Annotated in this window: 19 protein-coding genes; 5 read left to right on the plus strand and 14 right to left on the minus strand. The window is 69.2% G+C overall.

The genetic code is table 11. The features are described from left to right. Nucleotides 1-6: 6 nt before the first annotated feature. Nucleotides 7-1,803 carry a hypothetical protein gene (locus tag ACIBK6_RS32800; RefSeq protein WP_399055459.1) on the plus strand — a complete coding sequence of 599 codons (1,797 nt, stop codon included), beginning with the start codon at nucleotides 7-9 and terminating at the stop codon, nucleotides 1,801-1,803. A 298-nt stretch (nucleotides 1,804-2,101) separates the two neighbouring features. On the opposite strand, the gene ACIBK6_RS32805 is transcribed toward ACIBK6_RS32800, so the two are convergent. Next, nucleotides 2,102-2,755, minus strand: coding sequence for a hypothetical protein (locus ACIBK6_RS32805; RefSeq protein ID WP_399055460.1), 654 nt, complete (start codon nucleotides 2,753-2,755; stop codon nucleotides 2,102-2,104). Nucleotides 2,756-3,077: 322 nt separating this feature from the next. Continuing rightward, nucleotides 3,078-3,743, minus strand: a complete 666-nt coding sequence (locus ACIBK6_RS32810) for a helix-turn-helix domain-containing protein (RefSeq protein ID WP_399055462.1) — start codon at nucleotides 3,741-3,743, stop codon at nucleotides 3,078-3,080. Nucleotides 3,744-4,611: 868 nt separating this feature from the next. Here ACIBK6_RS32810 and ACIBK6_RS32815 point away from each other — a divergent pair. Both ACIBK6_RS32815 and ACIBK6_RS32820 read left to right on the plus strand, forming a co-directional pair. Continuing rightward, nucleotides 4,612-4,788 carry a hypothetical protein gene (locus ACIBK6_RS32815; RefSeq protein ID WP_399055464.1) on the plus strand — a complete coding sequence of 59 codons (177 nt, stop codon included), beginning with the start codon at nucleotides 4,612-4,614 and terminating at the stop codon, nucleotides 4,786-4,788. A 311-nt stretch (nucleotides 4,789-5,099) separates the two neighbouring features. Further along, nucleotides 5,100-5,396, plus strand: a complete 297-nt coding sequence (locus tag ACIBK6_RS32820) for a hypothetical protein (RefSeq protein WP_399055466.1) — start codon at nucleotides 5,100-5,102, stop codon at nucleotides 5,394-5,396. Between the two features lie 203 nt (nucleotides 5,397-5,599). Here ACIBK6_RS32820 and ACIBK6_RS32825 read toward each other — a convergent pair whose 3' ends face one another. The 3 genes from ACIBK6_RS32825 to ACIBK6_RS32835 form a co-directional block, all read right to left on the minus strand. Continuing rightward, entirely contained in the window at nucleotides 5,600-5,941 is a 342-nt protein-coding gene (locus ACIBK6_RS32825; RefSeq protein ID WP_399055468.1) for a hypothetical protein, read from the minus strand. Between the two features lie 662 nt (nucleotides 5,942-6,603). Beyond that, entirely contained in the window at nucleotides 6,604-7,260 is a 657-nt protein-coding gene (locus tag ACIBK6_RS32830; protein ID WP_399055470.1) for a hypothetical protein, read from the minus strand. A gap of 209 nt (nucleotides 7,261-7,469) precedes the next feature. After that, complete coding sequence (locus ACIBK6_RS32835; protein WP_399055472.1) at nucleotides 7,470-9,644, minus strand: hypothetical protein; 2,175 nt, start codon at nucleotides 9,642-9,644, stop codon at nucleotides 7,470-7,472. A gap of 240 nt (nucleotides 9,645-9,884) precedes the next feature. Here ACIBK6_RS32835 and ACIBK6_RS32840 point away from each other — a divergent pair, with 240 nt between their 5' ends. Continuing rightward, nucleotides 9,885-10,769 carry a hypothetical protein gene (locus ACIBK6_RS32840; RefSeq protein ID WP_399055474.1) on the plus strand — a complete coding sequence of 295 codons (885 nt, stop codon included), beginning with the start codon at nucleotides 9,885-9,887 and terminating at the stop codon, nucleotides 10,767-10,769. A 7-nt stretch (nucleotides 10,770-10,776) separates the two neighbouring features. On the opposite strand, the gene ACIBK6_RS32845 is transcribed toward ACIBK6_RS32840, so the two are convergent. The 6 genes from ACIBK6_RS32845 to ACIBK6_RS32870 all read right to left on the minus strand — a co-directional run bounded on the left by ACIBK6_RS32845 (nucleotide 10,777) and on the right by ACIBK6_RS32870 (nucleotide 14,818). Then, complete coding sequence (locus ACIBK6_RS32845) at nucleotides 10,777-11,154, minus strand: hypothetical protein (RefSeq protein ID WP_399055476.1); 378 nt, start codon at nucleotides 11,152-11,154, stop codon at nucleotides 10,777-10,779. A 90-nt stretch (nucleotides 11,155-11,244) separates the two neighbouring features. Then, nucleotides 11,245-11,541 (minus strand): hypothetical protein, encoded by a 297-nt coding sequence (locus ACIBK6_RS32850; protein ID WP_399055478.1) that lies wholly within the window; start codon nucleotides 11,539-11,541, stop codon nucleotides 11,245-11,247. Between the two features lie 118 nt (nucleotides 11,542-11,659). Next, nucleotides 11,660-12,217 (minus strand): transposase, encoded by a 558-nt coding sequence (locus ACIBK6_RS32855; RefSeq protein ID WP_399055669.1) that lies wholly within the window; start codon nucleotides 12,215-12,217, stop codon nucleotides 11,660-11,662. Beyond that, the gene (locus ACIBK6_RS32860; protein WP_399055480.1) at nucleotides 12,214-12,753 is read right to left on the minus strand and encodes a winged helix-turn-helix domain-containing protein; all 540 of its coding nucleotides are present in this window, start codon (nucleotides 12,751-12,753) and stop codon (nucleotides 12,214-12,216) included. The genes ACIBK6_RS32855 and ACIBK6_RS32860 overlap by 4 nt, the downstream gene beginning before the upstream one ends. Before the next feature lie 61 nt (nucleotides 12,754-12,814). Next, on the minus strand, nucleotides 12,815-14,311 hold the full coding sequence (locus tag ACIBK6_RS32865; protein ID WP_399055482.1) for a PQQ-binding-like beta-propeller repeat protein: 1,497 nt from the start codon (nucleotides 14,309-14,311) through the stop codon (nucleotides 12,815-12,817). Between the two features lie 189 nt (nucleotides 14,312-14,500). Next, the gene (locus tag ACIBK6_RS32870; RefSeq protein WP_399055484.1) at nucleotides 14,501-14,818 is read right to left on the minus strand and encodes a hypothetical protein; all 318 of its coding nucleotides are present in this window, start codon (nucleotides 14,816-14,818) and stop codon (nucleotides 14,501-14,503) included. Between the two features lie 964 nt (nucleotides 14,819-15,782). On the opposite strand from ACIBK6_RS32870, the gene ACIBK6_RS32875 reads away from it, so the two are divergent. Continuing rightward, nucleotides 15,783-16,331, plus strand: coding sequence for a hypothetical protein (locus tag ACIBK6_RS32875; protein ID WP_399055487.1), 549 nt, complete (start codon nucleotides 15,783-15,785; stop codon nucleotides 16,329-16,331). A gap of 461 nt (nucleotides 16,332-16,792) precedes the next feature. On the opposite strand, the gene ACIBK6_RS32880 is transcribed toward ACIBK6_RS32875, so the two are convergent. The 3 genes from ACIBK6_RS32880 to ACIBK6_RS32890 form a co-directional block, all read right to left on the minus strand. Then, nucleotides 16,793-17,152, minus strand: coding sequence for an SH3 domain-containing protein (locus ACIBK6_RS32880; protein ID WP_399055489.1), 360 nt, complete (start codon nucleotides 17,150-17,152; stop codon nucleotides 16,793-16,795). A gap of 213 nt (nucleotides 17,153-17,365) precedes the next feature. After that, on the minus strand, nucleotides 17,366-18,085 hold the full coding sequence (locus ACIBK6_RS32885; protein WP_399055491.1) for a prepilin peptidase: 720 nt from the start codon (nucleotides 18,083-18,085) through the stop codon (nucleotides 17,366-17,368). Nucleotides 18,086-18,260: 175 nt separating this feature from the next. Beyond that, on the minus strand, nucleotides 18,261-18,743 hold the full coding sequence (locus tag ACIBK6_RS32890; protein ID WP_399055493.1) for a hypothetical protein: 483 nt from the start codon (nucleotides 18,741-18,743) through the stop codon (nucleotides 18,261-18,263). Nucleotides 18,744-18,987 lie beyond the last annotated feature (244 nt).

The raw sequence follows: 18,987 nt of genomic DNA on the forward strand, positions 1-18,987 counted from the left end.
CCCGCTGTGATCGATGACCACAAAACTGCCGACGAGGAGCCCGACGAAGAAGAGAGCACCTTTGCCGCGGGGCTGCTGGGGCTGTTGAAGGACATGGCCGCCAACTACCCGCGCGAGGACCACGGTCCCGCCCTGTTGCCGCTCGGCGGCGTCGGCCGGTTCGAGGGCGAAGCCTTCGTCGACCTGAAAGAGACCAGATTCGGCCGGCCGCTGCGCGTGACCCGCGATCTCCTCAAACGAGGAGACGCCTGGGGCCTGCAGGTACGCGACGCGGAACGGGTCGCGCACCTCAACAGCCGCGACGCCGAGGACTACCTTGGGCAACTGGTGGACGCGGGCTACCTTGTCGCGCCCGGCCCCCGGGACGAGTGCTACGACTGCCGGGGCTTGGCGTGCCACCACGACTACCGGAGCTGGAAGCTGACGGGCAAGGGCCGCACCCTGGGCCATGCCTCCGGCCGCCAGCCCTCCACTCGTAAACGCGCCGACGCCCTCGCGGCCAAGGTGGTCAAGGCCGCGGCCACCATCAACGCCGACCCCGACGCAACGCTGTGGTGGGTAAAGGAGATCCGCGCCGCCGGTGCGTATGCGGACCCGCAGCAGGACCCCCTGCTGCACGTGGACCTCGCGGTCGTGCTGCGCCCATGCCTGGACGACCCGGCCGAGCAGCGCAAGGCCGAGGCACGGCTACGGGACGCGGCCGAAGACCGCCACGAGCGCGTGCGGGCCTGGGACCTGAACGGCTACGGACACTTCCAGACCCGCCTGGCACTGGCCGGCCGCAGCAAGGTCGTCCGGCTGTTCCACACCGACAGCGCCGCCCAGGGCCCGCTGCTCTTCCACGAGGACCGGGACCTGACGGTCAAAGCCGCGCCCACCGCCGCCTACACGCAGCCGACCCAGCCGGAGTCTCTGCCGCGCTGCTCGTGGTGCCAGCGCGAAGAACCCAGTGAGCGCATCGCACCGCGCGGCGAGCCGGTCAGCACCTCACCCATCGGCCTGTGCCGACTGTGCTCACAACTGGGCCACAGCGACAGCGAGTCCTCGTTCGGCTGGTACCAGCCCCGGCACTGGACCCTGCGGGAGACCCGGACCGCCCTCACCCAGCAGCCCCACCACCCGGAAGGCTGCGCGCTGTGCGGACGGCCCGATGGCGGCGTCCGGTCGTGGTGGACGGACCGGGAGGAGGGCGAGAAGGAGTCCGCTCCGTTCGAGCTGCGCCTTTGCTCGCTGTGTCCCGGGCTCCTGGAGCTGGCCGACCGCCCGGACCGGGAGAGGTGGTGGAACTGGAGGTATCAGAGCGCGACGCTGCGCGGAATGCACCAGATCATGCGCGATGCCGTCAACCTGCCCGCGCTCCCTGCCAAGCCGGGGACCCGTAAACCGGCGCGGCTCACCAACCTCCACCACACGCTGCTCGCCCAGATCCGCCTTCACGGCGTCCTCTCCCCGTTGGACATGGCCCGCAGCACCTCCAGCCAGAGACACCAGGACTCCCAGTGGTGGACCGTGCGCTTCGGGCACCTGCTGGACAACGGCCTGCTCACCCCGCTCGGAGCCACCGACGCCATCGACCTGCACAGCAGTACCGAGACGCGTGCGACCAGCGAGGAAGAACAAGAGCTGCGACGCCAGATGGCCGCCCTGTTCATCCCCGGCCCGTTCTGGGACGGCTCTGCCGTCCGTGAAATCGACCCGCCCGCCTCCTGGCAGAGCCTGCGAGAGCGCTCCCAGACGCTCACCCGGACTCTCGACAGCCAAGCCCGCGCCCTCCAAGCCGCGACAGCCGGAACACCCCTGTGAGCGCACCGGAGGATCTGGGCCGAACGCCGACGCGGACGGGAGGCTGCTGCCCCGGCGGCCCCGAAGTTCCCACGGGCTCGGGGCGAGCTTCCGCGAGCGCAACCACGGCACTCGGCGGAAGAGGGCGACGACCGCACCCGAACTGCCCCGGCCCGCACAGCCCACCGAGTGACGGCCACATCGCCCCAGACCAGTGATATCCGTTGCTTTTGCGGCCGACGCGGGAAGCCGCCACGTCTCGCTGGCTCCCCGCCGCCCGGCCTGCTCCCTCAGGGGCGGTGGTGCGCTGCCCCGGGTCCTACGTGAGGCCGAGTTTGGCCAATGCCGTGGTCCAGTCAGTCGCGATGGCGTTCTGCGCTGCCGCGAGCTGGACCTTGTTGGAGCAGACCGCAGCGGACAGTTTGGCTTCGACGCTGTCCTTGGGGTTGTTGGGGCCGCCGCCGGCCTTGTGGCCCGGCGACGGCGGCTCGGTCCAGATGTTGCGCGGATCATCAGGGTCTCCGCCGAGAACCAGGGAGACAAGGTGGTCATATTCAGCGTCGCCGATGGGTCCGGTGTAGCTGTACGACTTGGCGTTGGCGGTCTTCTCCGGTCCGGTGACGGAAACCGGCGGGCGGATCGTGGCCGTGTACCCGGACTTGCAAACCGTCGTCTTCAACGTCGCCTGCGTCACCTTCGGATTGAGCGCGCCCGGGGTGCATTTCGGGTCCGGCAGCGGTTGTTTGTCCGCCGTGAACCGGTACTTACAGCTGCCAGGGGCGGGCTGGGCTTGGACGGTGTATTTCGTCTGCGGGCCGGGCCCGTACTGCAGCGCCGCCGGAGCGCCGCCCGGAGCCGGGCTCCCGGCCGGGCTCGACGGCGCATCGGGATGTTTCGCGCTGTCGGACGATTTGCCGCTCGAACAGCCCGCCACCGATGCGGCCAGCAGCAGCGAGAGCGCGGTGACGGTCATACGGTGCACGGACATCAAAGACCCCCGAGATGAGACTGCGACACGGCGAACCTACCTCCCGAGCGCCAACTGCCGCACTATCACCGGGAGTACACCGCCCGATCGAAGGACGTAGCCGGATCGACGAACGGTGAGCGGGCGGCGGCCCGGGCAGACCGAAGGGGACGCCCGTGCGAAGGAAACGTCCCCTCGGATCTCCCCGGCGCGCTCTCGCTCGGATGACCGGGGTCTTCAGCATCTCCCCCGCACCGCCGGGCCTGCCACCCGAGTGCCGCCGAATGGCGCGCTCACATGCAGCCGGATCGGAGAGGCCGAACTGCCGTCAGGCGGCGGCACGCTCCTGCCGAGCCTGGGCGCGCCGCCACTCCCGGCACCCAGTAGCCCGGCACGCCGGCCGGTTGGCGCTTCCGCGGTAGCCAGAAGGGGTGGCACATGCCGGGTCGTCCTCGCCGAGTACACAGAGGGACCACGCTGCTTCGTCCAAGTCCTCGGCGAAGCCGGCGTCCCAGTTCGCACGCCCGTAGACCTGGCGGAGCGTCACGCCGACCTCTGCCGCAGCCTCCGACACGGGCATCTGTGCTTCCACAAGCTCCAGCACACGCCTGCGCGCCTCGTAGGGGAAGGCTTCCTCGGCCAGCGCGTGCCGCCGCTGGAGGCTGTCCTTACTGTGTGCCCGCACGCACAGGGGGCATCGGCAGCCCACCCGGTACAGGGTCGCCGCCGCGTAGCGGTCGTGGTCGAACGTGACCTTGACCGGCCGGTTGGCGATCCGCAGCAACTGCGCGCCGCTCCAGGTGTGCACACGGCCTCCGCGCCGGTGCGGCCGCATCCTGCTGCCGGGCAGCCAGCCGGACCGGGCCATCCCTTGGACGCTGGACGGCGAGAGCTCCAGGATTTCGGCGAGCTGCCGCACCGTGTACACCCGGTCCGGGTCGATCTGCTGCGTGTACTCGGCCAGCGGATGCGGCCGTTCACTTGTACGCGACACCACAGGGCTCCCTCCCCGAACTTCCCGAATCATCCCCATCCCGACAGGACACGTCCGACACGCCGCTCATCACGGGCGTAGGGGCAATCCCCGCATGCGCGGGGAGCATGCTCGTCAGCTGATTGTCCTGGGGCACCCCCGCAGCGGCGGGGAAACAGGAGACCGGCGCCGTCCCTCACAGGGTGGTGGACAGACGGATTCACCCCCGCATCGGCGGGGAGCGCGAACTGGTGCCCATGATGGCACAGGCCTCATGGAGTGTTCCAGGATTGGGGAGTTGGAGAGGCTTCGGTCGGTTGCTCTTGGTCGGCCGGGACGCCCCGTAGCGGCGGGCGGAGTGCCGACCAAGGTCAAAACGCCCGCCGCTGACGCCCCATTATCCCAGCAGCGCTCCTTGTCGGTGCGCAGGCTGTTCCGGACGGGCTGTCGCTTCGGTTGGTCCTGGAGGTGAACGTCCTGGTCCCCGAGGACTAGACGGTCAGGATCGACGTGGAGGAGGACGCCGCGAGCACAGAGTGCCGGGTAAGCGTGCTTGTGGGCCGCAGCCGTACTCGCGGCCGAAGCGGAGGGAGACCGTGCGGGTGCTGACGGCCCTCGACAACCTGCATGGTAATCAGTGACGTCACCGAGGAGAGATCTCTTGCGCGCTTGTATTGCCGTTACGGCCAGTGTCCTTGTCTTCCTGGCGCTCGGGGCCTCTGCCTGCTCCAAAGACGAGAGCCCTCAGTACCACGATGCGGCCCTGGAGCAGTCCGTGCGTAGCTACGGAAAGGCGCTCAGCGCCCCGGACGCTCCGGCTGCCTGGCGGCTCATGTCGAATCGGTGCCAGTCGATGTCGTCACTGGAGATGGTTACTTCGGTGGCGAACGTGACTCACGATCAGTGGGGCGCGGACACGGTCAGGACGTTCCACATAGACCAGCTGTCCGGAACCCGCGCGACAGTGACCTACGGCTATGGCAAGGACAAGGACAAGGGACTATTCAAGAGATCGGGTTGGGTGCTCGAGGGCGGTGTGTGGAAGTACGACTGCTCGCATTCCTGACCTCGCGTCAGCGGACTCCGCGCTTCGGAAGGTGGTTGGCCAGGGCTGTGCCCGTGAGCGAGGAAGACACAGGCGCGGAACTCTGTCCGGGTGGATGCTGCGGAGATTTCGGCCTCCCGCAGATTGCGGGCGAGGAGCTCCATCTCAGGGAGGGTTCCCGAGATTTCACCAGCCAGCACGTGGCCCAGTGCGGTCCTGGCGCACGCAGGTCAAGCCGGAGTTCGGCCCGCAGCACCCGCGTGATCGCGATGCTCTGCCCCTGGGGGACGTCACCCGCAACCTCGCCGGTCCGTGTTCGGAGACCCGGCGCCGTGCCGGGGCTGGTCCACGAGGACGGTTCCCGCGACCTCAAGTACGTCGAAGGCGCTCAGGTGCGCGGGCTGCTCGCGGCCGGCGCGCTCCGCGGTGGCCCCGCGGCGTCGGGCCCGGCCTTGGAGGGCCACGAAATCGAGCCTGCCGTCACCCCACATCACCAGGTCGGCATCAAGGACCGCTTCGACGCCCGGGGCACCGGCGGCCCGGGGGATCTCCGGGAACGCCGGGCCCAGGTTGGCGGCCCGCCGGGACTGGACATACGGCGCCGACCGGCGAAGACGAGCGTGCGATAACCGTCGACTCTCTGCTCGTACAGCGGGTCTCTCCCTCCGGCTGGGGCAGTTCACTGACGGGTCGGGCCCGTATTGGATTGAGGGAGGAGAATGGTGCACACCTCCACTACTACGAGATCGGCTCCGCCTGCGCGTCCTCAGCGGGCCGCCCGCCCCTGCCTGCGCGGTCCCCGCCGCCGGTGCCGCCTTTGCATGTCAGGCCGTCACGCGTGGCTGAGGATGACCAGCAGCGCCGTGCACTCGGCAAGCACCTGGGCGGCGACCGCCACCTGCCGCACCCGAACTGCCGGCGCGGCCAGGGCGACAATGAACGCCACCACGCCAACCCCGGCACCCCACTCGAACAGCCACCCAGGCAGCCCGGGGGCGCACTGCTCCCCGTACGTCAGGCACCGAGAGGCTCGCTCCGATGCCAGGGTGAGCACACCCATGGCCAGCACTGCGGGCACGAACAGGAGCGCCGCAAGGGCGGCCCACAGCCGGGTACGGTCCCGGTCCTGGACTGTCTGACTCGGGAGCGCGGCAGGGGAGGGAGATGCGTTCATGGCTCCATCCAACGGGCAGCCTATGGCGCCGCCCAGCCGCTCGGGTACTCAGGCCGGGGGCACATGTACTCAGGTTTCATGTCCGCCGTCCCGCTGCGAACGGCCCTTGGACCGGGGCCGGCTGTAGCGCCGACAGAGAAGGACCATGGATCGAGCGTGTGCGAAGGAGTGACTGGCGACGGGCCCCTGCCAGCGCCCCACGAGGAAGGCGGCGAGGGCGACGACGACACCTGCTACAGCGGCACCGGGCACCGGGAGCAGCTTCGGTGCGAGGTCTCAGAGATCTTCGAGCATCTGCCCTGATGTCCCCAATGAATCCGGTCGTGTCGGTGGCCGGTGGAATGATGGGCGGGAAGAGCAGCCAACCTCTGGGGGCCCAGTGGATCAGGAACTCGAACGCCACTGGCGGCGGGTGATGCTCTGGCAGCGCGGGTTTCTGCTGGTGGCGCTCGCAATCTGCGTCGCGGGTGGCGCCAGTGCGGCACTCTCCGGCAACGGCCTCCCGGCAGGGCAATTTGTTGCGCTTGCCATCATCGCCCTGGCCGGTCTGAGCTGGAACGTCATTCGCGCGAGGTGCCGACGAGGTGGGCCGAGCAGAGGGTGCGGACGTCGAGGCTGAGGTCGGGGCGGCGTCTATTGGACACTCCCGGAGGCGGTTCCCTTCAGCCCCAGGTCTCGCCGCTGACGAGGGCCGGACCGAAGTAACGCGTGGCGATGGCGGCGATCGGCGGCACCACACCGTCTTCCGCCGCGTGTTTGTAGGTGTGGACGATGCAGGTGCGCACCGGGTGAACAGGGCCGCCGGCTGGTCCGCAGTCATGGGTGGACAGCGGCCGGTCCTGTGTCCTGGCCAGGGCGAAGCAGACGAGCATCGTGCGGTGGTCGTCGTAGCAGAAGTAGTCGTTGATGGCCCGGTTGCCGAAGTCGAGGTGGTCGAAGATGACGGCGACATCCTCGTCCCCGTACGGGGCGAGTTGAAGGGCGGGCAGCACGTCGAGAAGCTGCTCACCGCGGCCGAGGAGCCTGGCCCGCTCGTGTGAGGGGCCCCACGGCGGCGGGTCGGCGTCGGGGTCCTGGAGTTCTTCCGGGATCTCTTCGCTGCGCAGCAGGCTGCCTATGGGTGGGCGGTCCCAGCGGGCCTGGCCGCTGACGCTGCCCCAGTTGAGACACGCATTGACGCACAGCTCGCCCGCGATCAGCGCCCAGGGCGTACGGACCACACGCTCGCGCGCCAGATCGACCACCAGGCGCCCGAAGTCCTCACGGGACAACAAGTGCGGCTCGGTGGGCGCGACGAATACATCGGTCCAGATCCCCATGCCACTGGTTGTAACAACCCGGCCTGCGCCGACGCCAGCCAATATCGGCACCCGGCCGACGGTTGCATCAGGGAGTTGGGAGACGACGCCGCCGGGGTGCCATGCGGCACCCCGGCGCGACGTCGACGGCGAGGAAAGCGAAGGGACTAATTTCAATGAGGTGTGAGAAGGAAGCCCGTTCATAGCCTCGCCGGGCCCAACGGTAGCAGTCAGCCCGGGATCAAGTCCCGCAGGTTTTCCGGAGTGACGATGCGTGAAGCCGGGTGCAGCCCGTCGGGGCGTTCCAGGCCGATGTAGGTGACCGGGCCGTCCGGGACCGTGGTGCCGTCCCACAGCATGGTGTTGGTGGCTCGGTCGGCCATCAGATCGGTGAGGTAGCGCACGGTGAGGTGGTCGCGCTCGACGATGCCGCGCAGCAGGGTTGCGACCGAGATCCGGTTCCCCTCGACCCGGTTCGCGTTGGGGTTGCCCTTGAGGTACAGGTGCAGCCACTTGGCGCGCCATCGGCCGTCGTCCCCGCGTACGAACGCCAGAGGCAGTGCGACGCGGCCCGGGCCACGCAGCTCAGACTTCAAGCGCACGGTGCGCGGTTCGAAGGGGCGGCCCTGCTGCTCGGCGTCGCGCAGCATGAAGCCGAAGAACGACTCCTCGACCTCCTCGAATCCCTCCCCCGAGAAGATGTTGACCTGCGGCACGATGTAGGTGCCGCGCACGGCGCCCAGACGCAGGTTGATGAACTCCGAGGCGCCGTCGGGTGCGTCGGTGATGTCGCCGGAGTGCTCGCCCTCGAGCTCGGTGAGAGCGGTGTACGACAGCCAGGAGACGGTCTCGTACGCGGCGTTCAGCATCAGCGCCGACAGGTCGAAGTCGGTGGTGCGGCTCGTCTGCTTCCAGTACACGAAGAACCGGAGCAACTCGCCGTCGACCGGAGTGAGAGAACCGCGTGGCAGCACCCCGAGGCCGGCCGCCGTCGCCCTGCCGCTGAGCGGGAGCGCGACGTCCAGGATGTCCGGGTCGATCAGCAGCTGCCCCGGGTCCGGCAGGCGGCGGCGTATCTCGACGTCCAGCGCCGCGGTCAGGCGCTTGCGCTCGGCCGCCGGCACCGGCGGGCGCGTGTCGTCGCTGACCCAGGCGCGGCCGAGGCGGTTGACGAAGACACGGCGCTCGCCGCCCTCTTCCGCACGGTTGTCGAAGTGCTCGCGCACCGACAGCAGGACCCGGCCCGAGACCTGCGGGGCGACCCGCTCGGCGGATGCCGTCACCACGTCCCGCTCCTCCTGAGTGGGGCAGGCGCGCAGCAGGCGGTCCAGAGAGCGGAACAGCTTGCCCGGAGCGGACTCCAGCAGCCGCACTGCGCCGAGGACGTCGTTTGCGCCGAGCAGTTCCTCGACGCGGCTGTCGAAGGTGTGGGCCTGCTTGTCGCCCCGGGCCACGGCGAACACGTCGGCGGCGTGCGGCCAGCGCGCCTCGTACTCGTGGGCGTGCAGCCGCTCTCCCAGGCGCTTGAACGCCTCGCGGTGGGCCAGCACGTCGGCGAGCTTAGCTGGGGCCGCCGCGACCACGGAGTCGAGGCCGGTGAGCAAGGCACGGCGGACCCGCCGGGACGGCGAGCGGAACCGGGTCGGCTCCAGGAGCGTCACGTCACCGTCCGACAGGGCGCACGCGAGGCGGAGCACGTCGGTGACGGTGTCCAGGAGAAGGTCCGCGTCGGTGTCGAGACGGGCGCGGTTGACGACCGCGCGGTTCTCCCGCATCGGGATCGTCTCGGGCTGGGGACCGTCCACGCAGTACCCGGCGAGCATGGCCAGGTCGAGCAGGCCTTCCTCGCCCAGCGGCGTGGTGGCACCCGCCAGCGACAGGTACAGGGCGGTCACCTCATCGTGCGGGGCGCCGCCCAAGCGCAGGACCGTCAGGCGGTCGCCCGCTTCGGCGATCAGCTCGTCGTGAGCGGCGATCAGCTCAGCGTACGTGTGCTGGTAGGTGCCGTACGTCGGGAGGGTCAGCAGGTCGACCACGCCGGTGCTGAGCTGCGCGAGTGTGTGCTCGCGCGTCGCGTCGTCGCCGAGCGCCTCGGCGATGCACCGCGTCCAGAAGCCGTACGTGTCTGGCACGTTGGCCGGGAAGTCGATGAAGTAGGTGTTGTGCTGGACGTGATCGCCGACCATCGCGCGGACCGTGTCCAGTGTCTGTACGGCGGTGTCGACGACCGTGCCCTCGGACAGCGCCGACAGATGCCCGAGCAGGTCCGCCGAAAGCTTGAAGCCCACGGACATCAGCACCGCGTCCAACTGCCGTGCGGCGACACCACCTTGCCCGCCGGGTCCGGAAGGAGCGGGAAGGCGGTGAGTGTGCCGGATGACCAGGGGTTCGAGATGGTGGACCATCCGGGGATGATCCCAGAGCCGTATGAACCGACGCACCCGGGTTTCGGAACATCGCCGCGTACCCGTCACTGCGCTCAGGGCCCCAGGGCAGATGCGATGAAACCGGGCCGGGGTTTATGTCCCGGCGTGCGTTGGTGGGAGCGGCGCGTGACCGGGAACGGGCGCCGTTGTGCGTCGCTCAGGCAGCCCGCAGGGGGCTGTCGCCGGACGGAGCAACACGTATGGCAGGGACTGCTCCGCATGCCCAGGCTGGGACACGTGGAGTTCCCTGTCTCGCTCGCCTTGGCCCAGGCCGTGCAGTCCCCGCCGAAGGGGGCGAACTGGTTCGCGGAGCCTAAGTTTGACGGCCACAGAGTGGCCCTGTGGCGCATGGCAGAGACCGTCCGCCTGCAATCGCGTACGGGCCGGGACGTGACATCGGTCTGGATGGACGTGGCCGTGGCCGGCATGCAGCTACTGCCCGGGACTGTCATTGACGGTGAAGCCGTCGTATGGGTGGACGGTCGGGTGTCGTTCTCGGCAGCGCAGTCCCGCGGCGCCTCCACCACGGCCAGGGCGCGCGCTCTGGCCGCCGAGTACCCGGCGACGCTGGCCGCCTTCGACCTGCTGCGGCACCCCGTACATGGGGACGTTCGGATGCGCAGCTATGTGGAGCGCCGCTCGTGGCTCGTCGAGCTGCTGGAGCCTCTCGGGCCGCCCCTGCAGGTCGTCCCGTCCACGGGGGACCGGACGGTTGCGGCGGACTGGTACACCGTCCTCCAAGCCCAAGGGCTGGAGGGCCTGGTGTGGAAGCACGCGACGTCGCTGTACGTGGGCGGACGCCGCATCTGGCGCAAACAGCGGCACGCAGACACCGACGACGGAGTCGTCGTCGGGTTCACCGGCCCACAGACCCGGCCGCACACCGTGGCAGTACGCCTTCCCGACGGGAACGTTGCCCTATCCCAGCGCCTCCCGGCGGTCCTGGCCGCCGAACTCGGCGCGCAGCTCACCGGTCGCCACTCTGCGTCCAACGGCCGGGCCCAGAGCGGGGAGACCTACCGAGAGCTCCCTGAGGGGCCCACGGTCGAGATCCTGGCGGGCTCGGGCAGACACGGAGTCGTAACGGTAACCCGGATGCGATAGCCGCAGCTCACAACGCCCGGCGTGCAAGGTCCCGTTGGGCCAGACACCGCGCAATGAGAGCGGACAACTGCAGATTGAACCCCTGAGCCTCGTACAGCGCAGAGTCGGGAACCAACTGGTGCGGGTCGTAGCCCAGCGCGGGACGCCCTGCCAGATGTCCGCACAGCGCATCGATCCGGTCCAGGAGCTCCGCCTGGCGCTGCTGCTCGGCATCGAGGAGGCGCCACCACTGGTACCGGCCGGCCACGTTCTCGGGGCGCGGCGGCAGGGCACGGCGCAGGTGGTCGGCGCGCTCGCTCAACGTGTTCCACACGGGCAGACGCAGCGCCTCGGCGAGCTCGTCCGCCGATGTCGTGACCTGGGAGTCAGCTGTGTCGATGACCATGTTTCCACTGTGGCACCCGGCGCTGACAAGCCATTGCACCCCGGACAAGCGGGTGTGCATGTCGCCCTGGCATCCGCTGGCCGCAGCGGGTCAGTTCGAGAGGGCCTTGATGCCCATGGCGAGGTTGAAGAGGAATCCGAAGGCGAAAACGCAGCTCACTCCGATCCAGATGCGGCCCTGGACCCGCTGAGAGCGCCGGGGCGCAGGGGGAGCAACCAAAGTGTTGGCGACGCGCACCGTTTCGTACCGGTCGGCCGAGCGGCTTCCTGCACGGAGTTTGGTCCGTCCGACCCAGAAGAAGAGCAGGGTCGCGGCCAGGGTGATGGCGACGTTCTGGAGGTACACGCTGGGCGCCTTCTCGGCGAGAGCTGCGATGTAGGGATGCACGAATTCCTCGGGTAAAGCTTCTGACGACCGGATGATCTCCTCATGATGGTGCAGTTCATGTCAAACAGGACTATCGGCCGTCTGCTTGGAGCGATGTGAAGCGGTTTCTGCGGTGGAGTTACTGAATTTCCGGGCGTGATGTCGTCAGGGTGAGGCCGGTTGCGGCGAGGCACCCGTCGATGAGGCCACTGCGGTACTGGATCTGGCGGAGGCCTTGTCGCAGGGCTCTCAGCAGGTGGTCAGGGTCGGTGAAGGCGGTGTTGGCCTGACGGCTGCGCCGCAATGCGGACCAGATGCCTTCGACGGGGTTGAGGTCGGGTGCGTAAGACGGCAACTGGAAGACGGTGATCCAGTCTTGCTCGGCAACGAAGTCGCGAAGACCTGCGGCACGATGGGTGTTGAGGTTGTCCCACACGAGGACAAACGGGGCACCGAGCTGGTGGTGGACGACGCGGAGCAGGTCGCGATAGTCGGTCCAGGAGAAGCTGCGGCGCCCGGATTTCGTATGGCCGCCATGAGGGTCGTGGAGGATGTACCGGTAGATCAGGCGGGATCGTGCTCCGGGGCGGTAGCAGCACAGAGCGGCCACCGAGACCCGGCCCCGGGAGCGTCCCCTGACCCGTATGAGCGGGGTGTGTCCGCGCTTGGACCAGGTGCGGGAGGTGGGCGGAGTCATCGAGAAGCCGGCCTCGTCCTCAAAGACGATCCAGCCGCCGAGCTCCGCCGCGGTGCTTCCACCTGGGGCCACGTGTCTTTCACCCAGCCGGTCACCGCGTTTTCGTCCCGCTCCAGCGCCCGCCGGGCCGGGACCTGGTGGCTGAACCCGTGGCGGTGCAGCATCTCCGCGATGGCCGACAGTGAGAGCGTCTTGTGGAACCGGCGCCCGATCAGTGTCTTGACCCTGGCCAGGGTCCAGGTCTGGTCCCGCCACCCGTGCGCGACCGGACCTCTTGCCAACTCCTGCTCCAGGACCGCGAACAGGGCCTCGCTCAACTTCGGCCGGGCAGCCGACCCCCTGGAGGCAAGGGCTTGTTGCCCGCCGTCCTGCCAGGTAGCGCGCCATCGCTGTACCGAACGCACGCTGACCCGCAACTGCTTGGCCACCACCGTGTAGTCCTGCCCGGCGGCAAACATCTCGGCGGCCTCCATCCGGATGCGCTCCCGAAACGCCCGCCGCTCGGCTGTCAGCCCACCGCCTTGCGGATACCTCATGGTTCGGACGTACCGCGACGGCCGTCACCTGCCAACCCTCCACGACATCACGCCCGGAAGGTCAGTAGCTGGTGCCGAGGACAGCGAACAGGTAGTGCGGGCCTTCGATCTCGTCGCTTGCCTTGTTCGTCAGCCGGTCGCCTATGTACAACCGGCCCTTGTCGAACAGCAGGTCGTCCGTGCGGATGCCGAAGGACGGCAGGACGAGGTTGAGGACCTTGTCGTCCTTTGGGAGCTCCATGAGGACGGTCTGTTTCAGGGTGGTGCCGTCGATGCTGATCACCGCGCTGTGTCCTTCGTAGGGCGGGGTGCGCAGGGCGATGACGTTGTTGCCGTCCATGCGGATGGGGAAGAGCTTCCGCCCGTCGCCGGCGTCGGCGCGACCCGGTGCCGGCTTGCCGGTGTTGAGGTCGAAGGCGACGAACTCGTTGGTGTGGCCGGGCGCATCAGGCGAAGCGTTGTCGTGGTCGGCAGTTGGCAGGAACAGCTTGCCGCCGCCCGCGAGGGGACCCAGGCAGGTCCCCACCTCCTTCTTGCAGTCGATGGCGTACTTCTCGTCGGGGATCGTGATGTGGGCCAGTTCCTTGCCGGTCTTCTCGTCGATGGAGTAGATGTCGGAGACCTTGGCGCCGGATCCCTCGCCGGGAGAACCACCGACGACCAGGGGCTTGGAAGACAGCACGTGCATGTCCCTGAACGCCGAGGACACCTTGTACGTGGACAGCGGCTGTCCGGTCGCGGGGTCCAGCGTCTGCACCGAGAGGGACGGCTTGGAGTAGTCGCCGCACCGGCGCACGGCAACCAGCGCCGGTCCGCCCGCGTAGCCGTCGTCCTGGCAGTTGTCGGCGTTGGCCGTGGGCTTCCAGAGCAGCTTGCCCGTGGCTATGTCCCAGGCGGCACCTCCGTCGGGTCCGCCGCCCACCGCAGCGGTGCCGCCGCTGATGGCGATTTCGTCGACCCAGAGTTTGCGATCACCGTTCCCATCGGCGGAAACACCGAGAACGGGTGTGCTGGTGTGCCAGAGCATCTTCCCCGTGGTGATGTTGAACGCCGCGATGTTGGTGCAATCTCCGACGCCCTCGAAGGTGGGCCTCTTCTCATCGTCGTACGCGATCACGGTGACGCCGTCCGCAGTGCTCTGCAAGGTCGTGAAACACACCTGGGTAGGAAGGGGAAGCTTCCAGAGCTGAGCGCCGCTTGCCCGGTCGTAACCGGTGATCTCCTTGAAACCGGTCTTGGCGTACACCTTGTCGGTAAGCCACTCACCGTTGACACGGCCCCCATCACTGCTGGCCTTGGGCGCGAACTGGTTGAAGAGCATCTTGGCAGCCGGCGGAGCGGCCTGCCCGGCGTGGCCGCCGTCGTTGCCGCCCTTACTCGCGTCGGCCGCGGGCTTGCTGTTGCTACTGCTGCCGCTGTCGCCGCCCGACGTCAGGTACCAGGTGCTGCCGCAACCGAGCACGAGAGCAGACCCCGCGATGATGGCGACGACCCCCGGCCATTGCCGGGCGCGCCGAGCGGCCGGAGGGGCAACGTTCGTCGGCGGGGTGGTGGGCATCGGCGGAACAGCCGGGCCGAATCCCGCAGGGGGCGGGCCGAATCCCTGCGGAGTACCGGGCGCGGGCGGTGGGGGGTAGTTCATAACGGTACGTACCTCAGCAGAGGGGGAGTTGGCCGTGGACGGCAGCTGACCCGACGGCGAGACATCCAGCCTGCGGGCGCCGGTGTCGCTCACGGCGGCAGAGTCTCAGGACGTCAGGTCGTTGATGATGTGGGTGAGGACCCAGATCGCCCAGGCCAGAGGGAGCAGGGCAGCCAGGGAACTGGCGCGCCGCAGCACCGGTGTTCCGGGGGCCAGTTGCGGGCCGGGCTGTCCGGGAACGGGCGCGGGCAGTTTGTTGATCTGCGCGAGGGCGACCCGGTTGATGATCAGGGTGCCGGGGGTGAACAGGACCAGGGACAGGGGCGACCACCAGCCCTGCCACACCGTCTCGCTGGTCACCTCACGGTAGATCGCCGTACCGCACGGCCGGCAGAAGGGTCCGTTCACGCTCGAGAACCGCATCCACATCAATATTCCCTGATGCCGGCGGAACGTCGCGAAGGCTGCCGGGAGCGCACCGCAGATGCGGCACGTCAGAGGCGGTGCCAGCAGCGTGGGCATGACGGGAGTGGCGCCGGGCATGGGCGGCATGGGCGGCCCGAAGGAGCCGGGATGTGGCGCACCAAGGTGCGGATACGCGGGCTGCGGCGCCGTCTGGTGGGGGGCAGGGCCGGACGGGGAGGCCTGCGGGTGCGGGGTGGTCACGGTATGCGTTCCTCGGTCGATGGGGACGGGCTCCGGCCATGTCAACAGGCTGCCGAGGGCCATGGTGTTGAAGCGGCCTCCCGAGGCGACGTAATGGTCCGTCTCCTGGGCTCCGGATCGACGGAGAAGATCTTCCTGACCCAGCATCTCGGGGGGCTGAGGACACCCGTATCCAACGTGGTGGGGGGCTGTGACCTTAATCCTCTGTATGTAAAGGCGAGTTGGCCAGGCTCGGATGGTTCCGGTAGATCATTTTCCGGAAATATGGATTCCGGTATAAGGGTGGTCCCGGCGACGGCGCCGCCACAGGCTTGTCCGGCTGTTCCACCCCAGAAGCGCGCCATGGCCCGGGCGAGGTCCCCTCGTGCCGTGGGGGCTCGCCCTACACCGTGCTCAAGGACGGCTGCCCGGCCCCCGCAGAGAGAAATGAAGGGGATGAGCCCGGAGGAGCGGCCCGAAGCCTGCCCAGCCTCCGTCGTCGGATGAGGACAAGGAGCGTGCCCGGCGTCGGTCCCAGTGGGATCTGAGACACGGTGTGTGGGGGCGTGACACGCTCTCAACCGGCTGGCGATCCCGCCGAGTTCCGATCGGCAGGATCGCTATCTGCCGGTGCACGTTCAAAGCCGTCTCGAATTGGATCAAGCAGTCCGGCAAGCCGGATGACTGAGCCGACGGGTGTCTCACCGCGCCGTAGCCGCCGCGGACTCGTAGGCTGCCGTCTATGAGCGATCCCACCGCCGTTCCCAGCGTCATGGACCTCGAAAAGATCGTGAAGACTCTCGGCGGTACGCCGAGGACGTACATCCCGCAGGGGCCGACGGCCACGGAGACTTTGACCACGGCGGCCCTGGCCACTGCCGTGTTCGGCCGCGCGGCGAAGGCCGCCCACAAGGCACAAGCAGACCTCGCCGCCACCGGCGACCTCCAGGCCGGGGTCGCGCTGAACCATCTGCTGACCGTAGCGATGGAGGAGGGAGACAGCCGCCCGGAGGCCGTTCCGCTGCTCTGGTACTGGCAGGTCTCCACCATCGCCTGGATGCTGCGCGACCTGCGCACCAAGGCACCCCAGACCGACCCGCTGATCAAGGCCAGCGCGGACACGGCACGTGCTCTGATGATCCTGCTGGAGGCCCGCCTCAACCTGAAGCCGGAGCATGCCGGGCAGCTCAAGCAGGTCCTCGCCGAGGCCGAGGAAATGCTCACCAGCGCACGGGCGAACACCTCACGCGTGCCGCACTGGCTCAAGCAGCCCGGCACCCTCGAAGACTGAGCCAACCAGCGGACCGCGCACCGCTCCAGCAGTCCCCTGTCAGCGGGCGGTGCACCCTTCGGCCACACGACTGCGACCACGACGGACGTACAGCGGCCCGACGAGGCCGAGGCCATCGCCGCGCAGCTGCGTGTGCCGGTATGGCGGGCTCTTGCCGAGCGGGCCGAAGTGCTCCGCCGCCCCGGCCCGAGACCGCCCACGGCCGCTACGTGCGGCTGCGCGCACTCGATACTGAGCAGGGTCGCCGCGCGGTGCTCCTCGGCCGCCTCGAAGCGCCGCGGGACCACGTCGCCGGGCCGGCCAGCGCTCGAATACTCCCTAGATGATCCTCTGCCGACGGCGGCCCGGGGTCGCAGGGGGCCGGGCCGCCGTCGGGTCGTCCTGAGCCTGTCGTAAGTGACTGCTCAGGCGCTTGTGGCCGGGAGAGCTCGGGTCGGGTCGTCTCCGCGGGCCGGGTCGTGTCAGTCCAGTTGCATCGGTACGTTGATGTACTGGGCGGCGACCCAGCCCTGCTCGCCCTTGTGGGCGCCGGACGTCACCGTGACGTAGCCCCAGGCCCCCGGCTCGCCGTTGCTGCCCTTGTTGCACTGCCAGTACACACGGGTGCCCGGGGAGAGCTGGCCGGTGGCGGTGTAGCCGGTGCCCGGGCCCGTGCGGAAGTTGACGGTCGTGTAGACGTCCGTGTCGATCTTGATCTGGTGGGTGCACGCGCCACTGCCGAGCGTCGCGGCGCTGGCGGTGGAGGCGGTGGCGACGGCGCCGCCGAGCAGCAGCGCACCGGTGGTTGCCACGGTCGCGGCGCGGCGGGTGAGGGTGTTCATGTGCGGCTCTTCCTGGTGCTGTCGGCCGGAATCCCGCTTCTTCACCGCGTGCTTGCGCGGCCGTGGTGAGGTGGGCGAGGAAGACAGGAACGCGACGGTTGCATCCTCGTTCCGGATCCGATCTTCTTTCCGCCCAGCGGAGTTGACCACGCCCAGTTCGTTCCGGAACCCCATATACAGGGAGAGCGACTACAGGAAATCGTTCCCCGGACGTCAGGCTGCGGCGACGGAGACCGCAAGGGCCCCGATGACCATGTAGGGGCCGAACGAGACGTGGGCGCGACGCAGTCGGCCAGCCGCGAGTCGCACCACCTCCGAGACCGCGCCCACGACGAATCCGGCGGCCGCCCCCCAGAACAGCGCCGTCCAACTGCTCCAGCCGAGGAGCGCCCCGATCGCCGGCGCGAGCTTGACGTCTCCCAGCCCCATGGCACCGGTAAACGCCACGAGGAGGTAGGCGGCGGTGAGCACGCCGGCAGCGGCGGCTGCGCGGCCCAGATGGCCGGGCTCACCGGCGAGCGCGGCCGCGCTGAACAGCAGGAGTGTTCCGCCGCAGGCGGGAAGGGTGAGTACGTCGGGGAGCCGCTGGACGGCGAGGTCGATCAGCGCCAGAGCGACACCGCACGCCGCGATCCAGTACTGGGCGGCCGCGAACCAGCCGTGCGCCCCGCCCGCAGCGATGGCGGCGAACGCGATGGCGGCCGCCGCTTCCGGTACGAAGGAGCGCGGTCCGATCGCCTGCGCGCATGCAGGACAGCGCCCGGAGACGGGCAGCACCGGCAGCCGGCCTCCGAGGACAGTGGTGCCGCAATGCGGGCAGCTGCTGCGACCGGGCATGGGCGCCGGCACCGACCGGGCGAAGACCAGAAGGCGTGCCGCGGCACCGGCCAGGGCTCCGGCAGCGGCGGTCAGGACAATGGCGAGGGCGGACAACCAAGACTCCTACGTACAGACCGGCTTCCTTGCGACGGGCTGATCGGATTCGACCCTACTGCCCGGTGAGGCATCGGCCCGGCCCGTCCCCGTGAAGGCCGCGCCGCCGGAGCTGTGCCGGCTCGGCGCCGCGGACCACGCGGGGCCTGGTTTTCCCAGGTCGCTCCTCAGCGGCTCATGCCCCTCGCGAGCCGGCGTCGAGGGTCTCCGCCATGCTGAGCGCGACCAGGAGCTGGAACTGGCCATCGGCCAAGGGAAGGGCTCCGGCCGCAGTGGCCTCGGCGATCCGGGCCGCGTGCTCCAAGGCCATCGCAACGCCGGTCGGCTCCCGGTAGGCGGTCAGCCACTCGAACCCGGCCCGGAGCGCGGACGCGAGGTCGCCGTCGTGGTCCTCGGGGCCGTGCGTCGTTAACGCCCGGAGCCACACATCGGAGTGGGACTGCACGATCGCGGAGTACGGCCGGTAGTCAGTGACGGTGCCGCATCGCCCGCCCGCACCTTCGGGGCTGCGCCGCCCCGTCCATGTGCCGGCCAGCCACCGGTGTCGGCGGCAAAACTCCAGCCGGTAGTCCACCGGCCGGTCCCGTGCCCGGCTGCGGCGCTCGACGACGATGGTGGACGGGCTGGTGCAGGTGGTGATCTGGCGTAGGACCGGCACGGCGGTCTCCCCTCCTGGTCGTGGATGAGACTCTGATCATGACCAGGGACAGGCAGGGGCGTCGTCCACGTTCGGACGCTACGGACGTGACCCGGATCTCATCTATTTGGCGGTCGGTACGGGCTGCGCCGTGCCCGCCCACCAGCCCGGTGGCCGCGCCGTACGCCCGCAGCTGGACGCGGGATCAGTCTGCGCTGCGCAATGCACCCCGCCGAAAGGCGGCTTGCGTGGGCGTAGGAGGAGC

The sequence above is a fragment of the Streptomyces sp. NPDC050485 genome (genome assembly GCF_044458185.1).
Classification (GTDB): Bacteria; Actinomycetota; Actinomycetes; order Streptomycetales; family Streptomycetaceae; genus Streptomyces.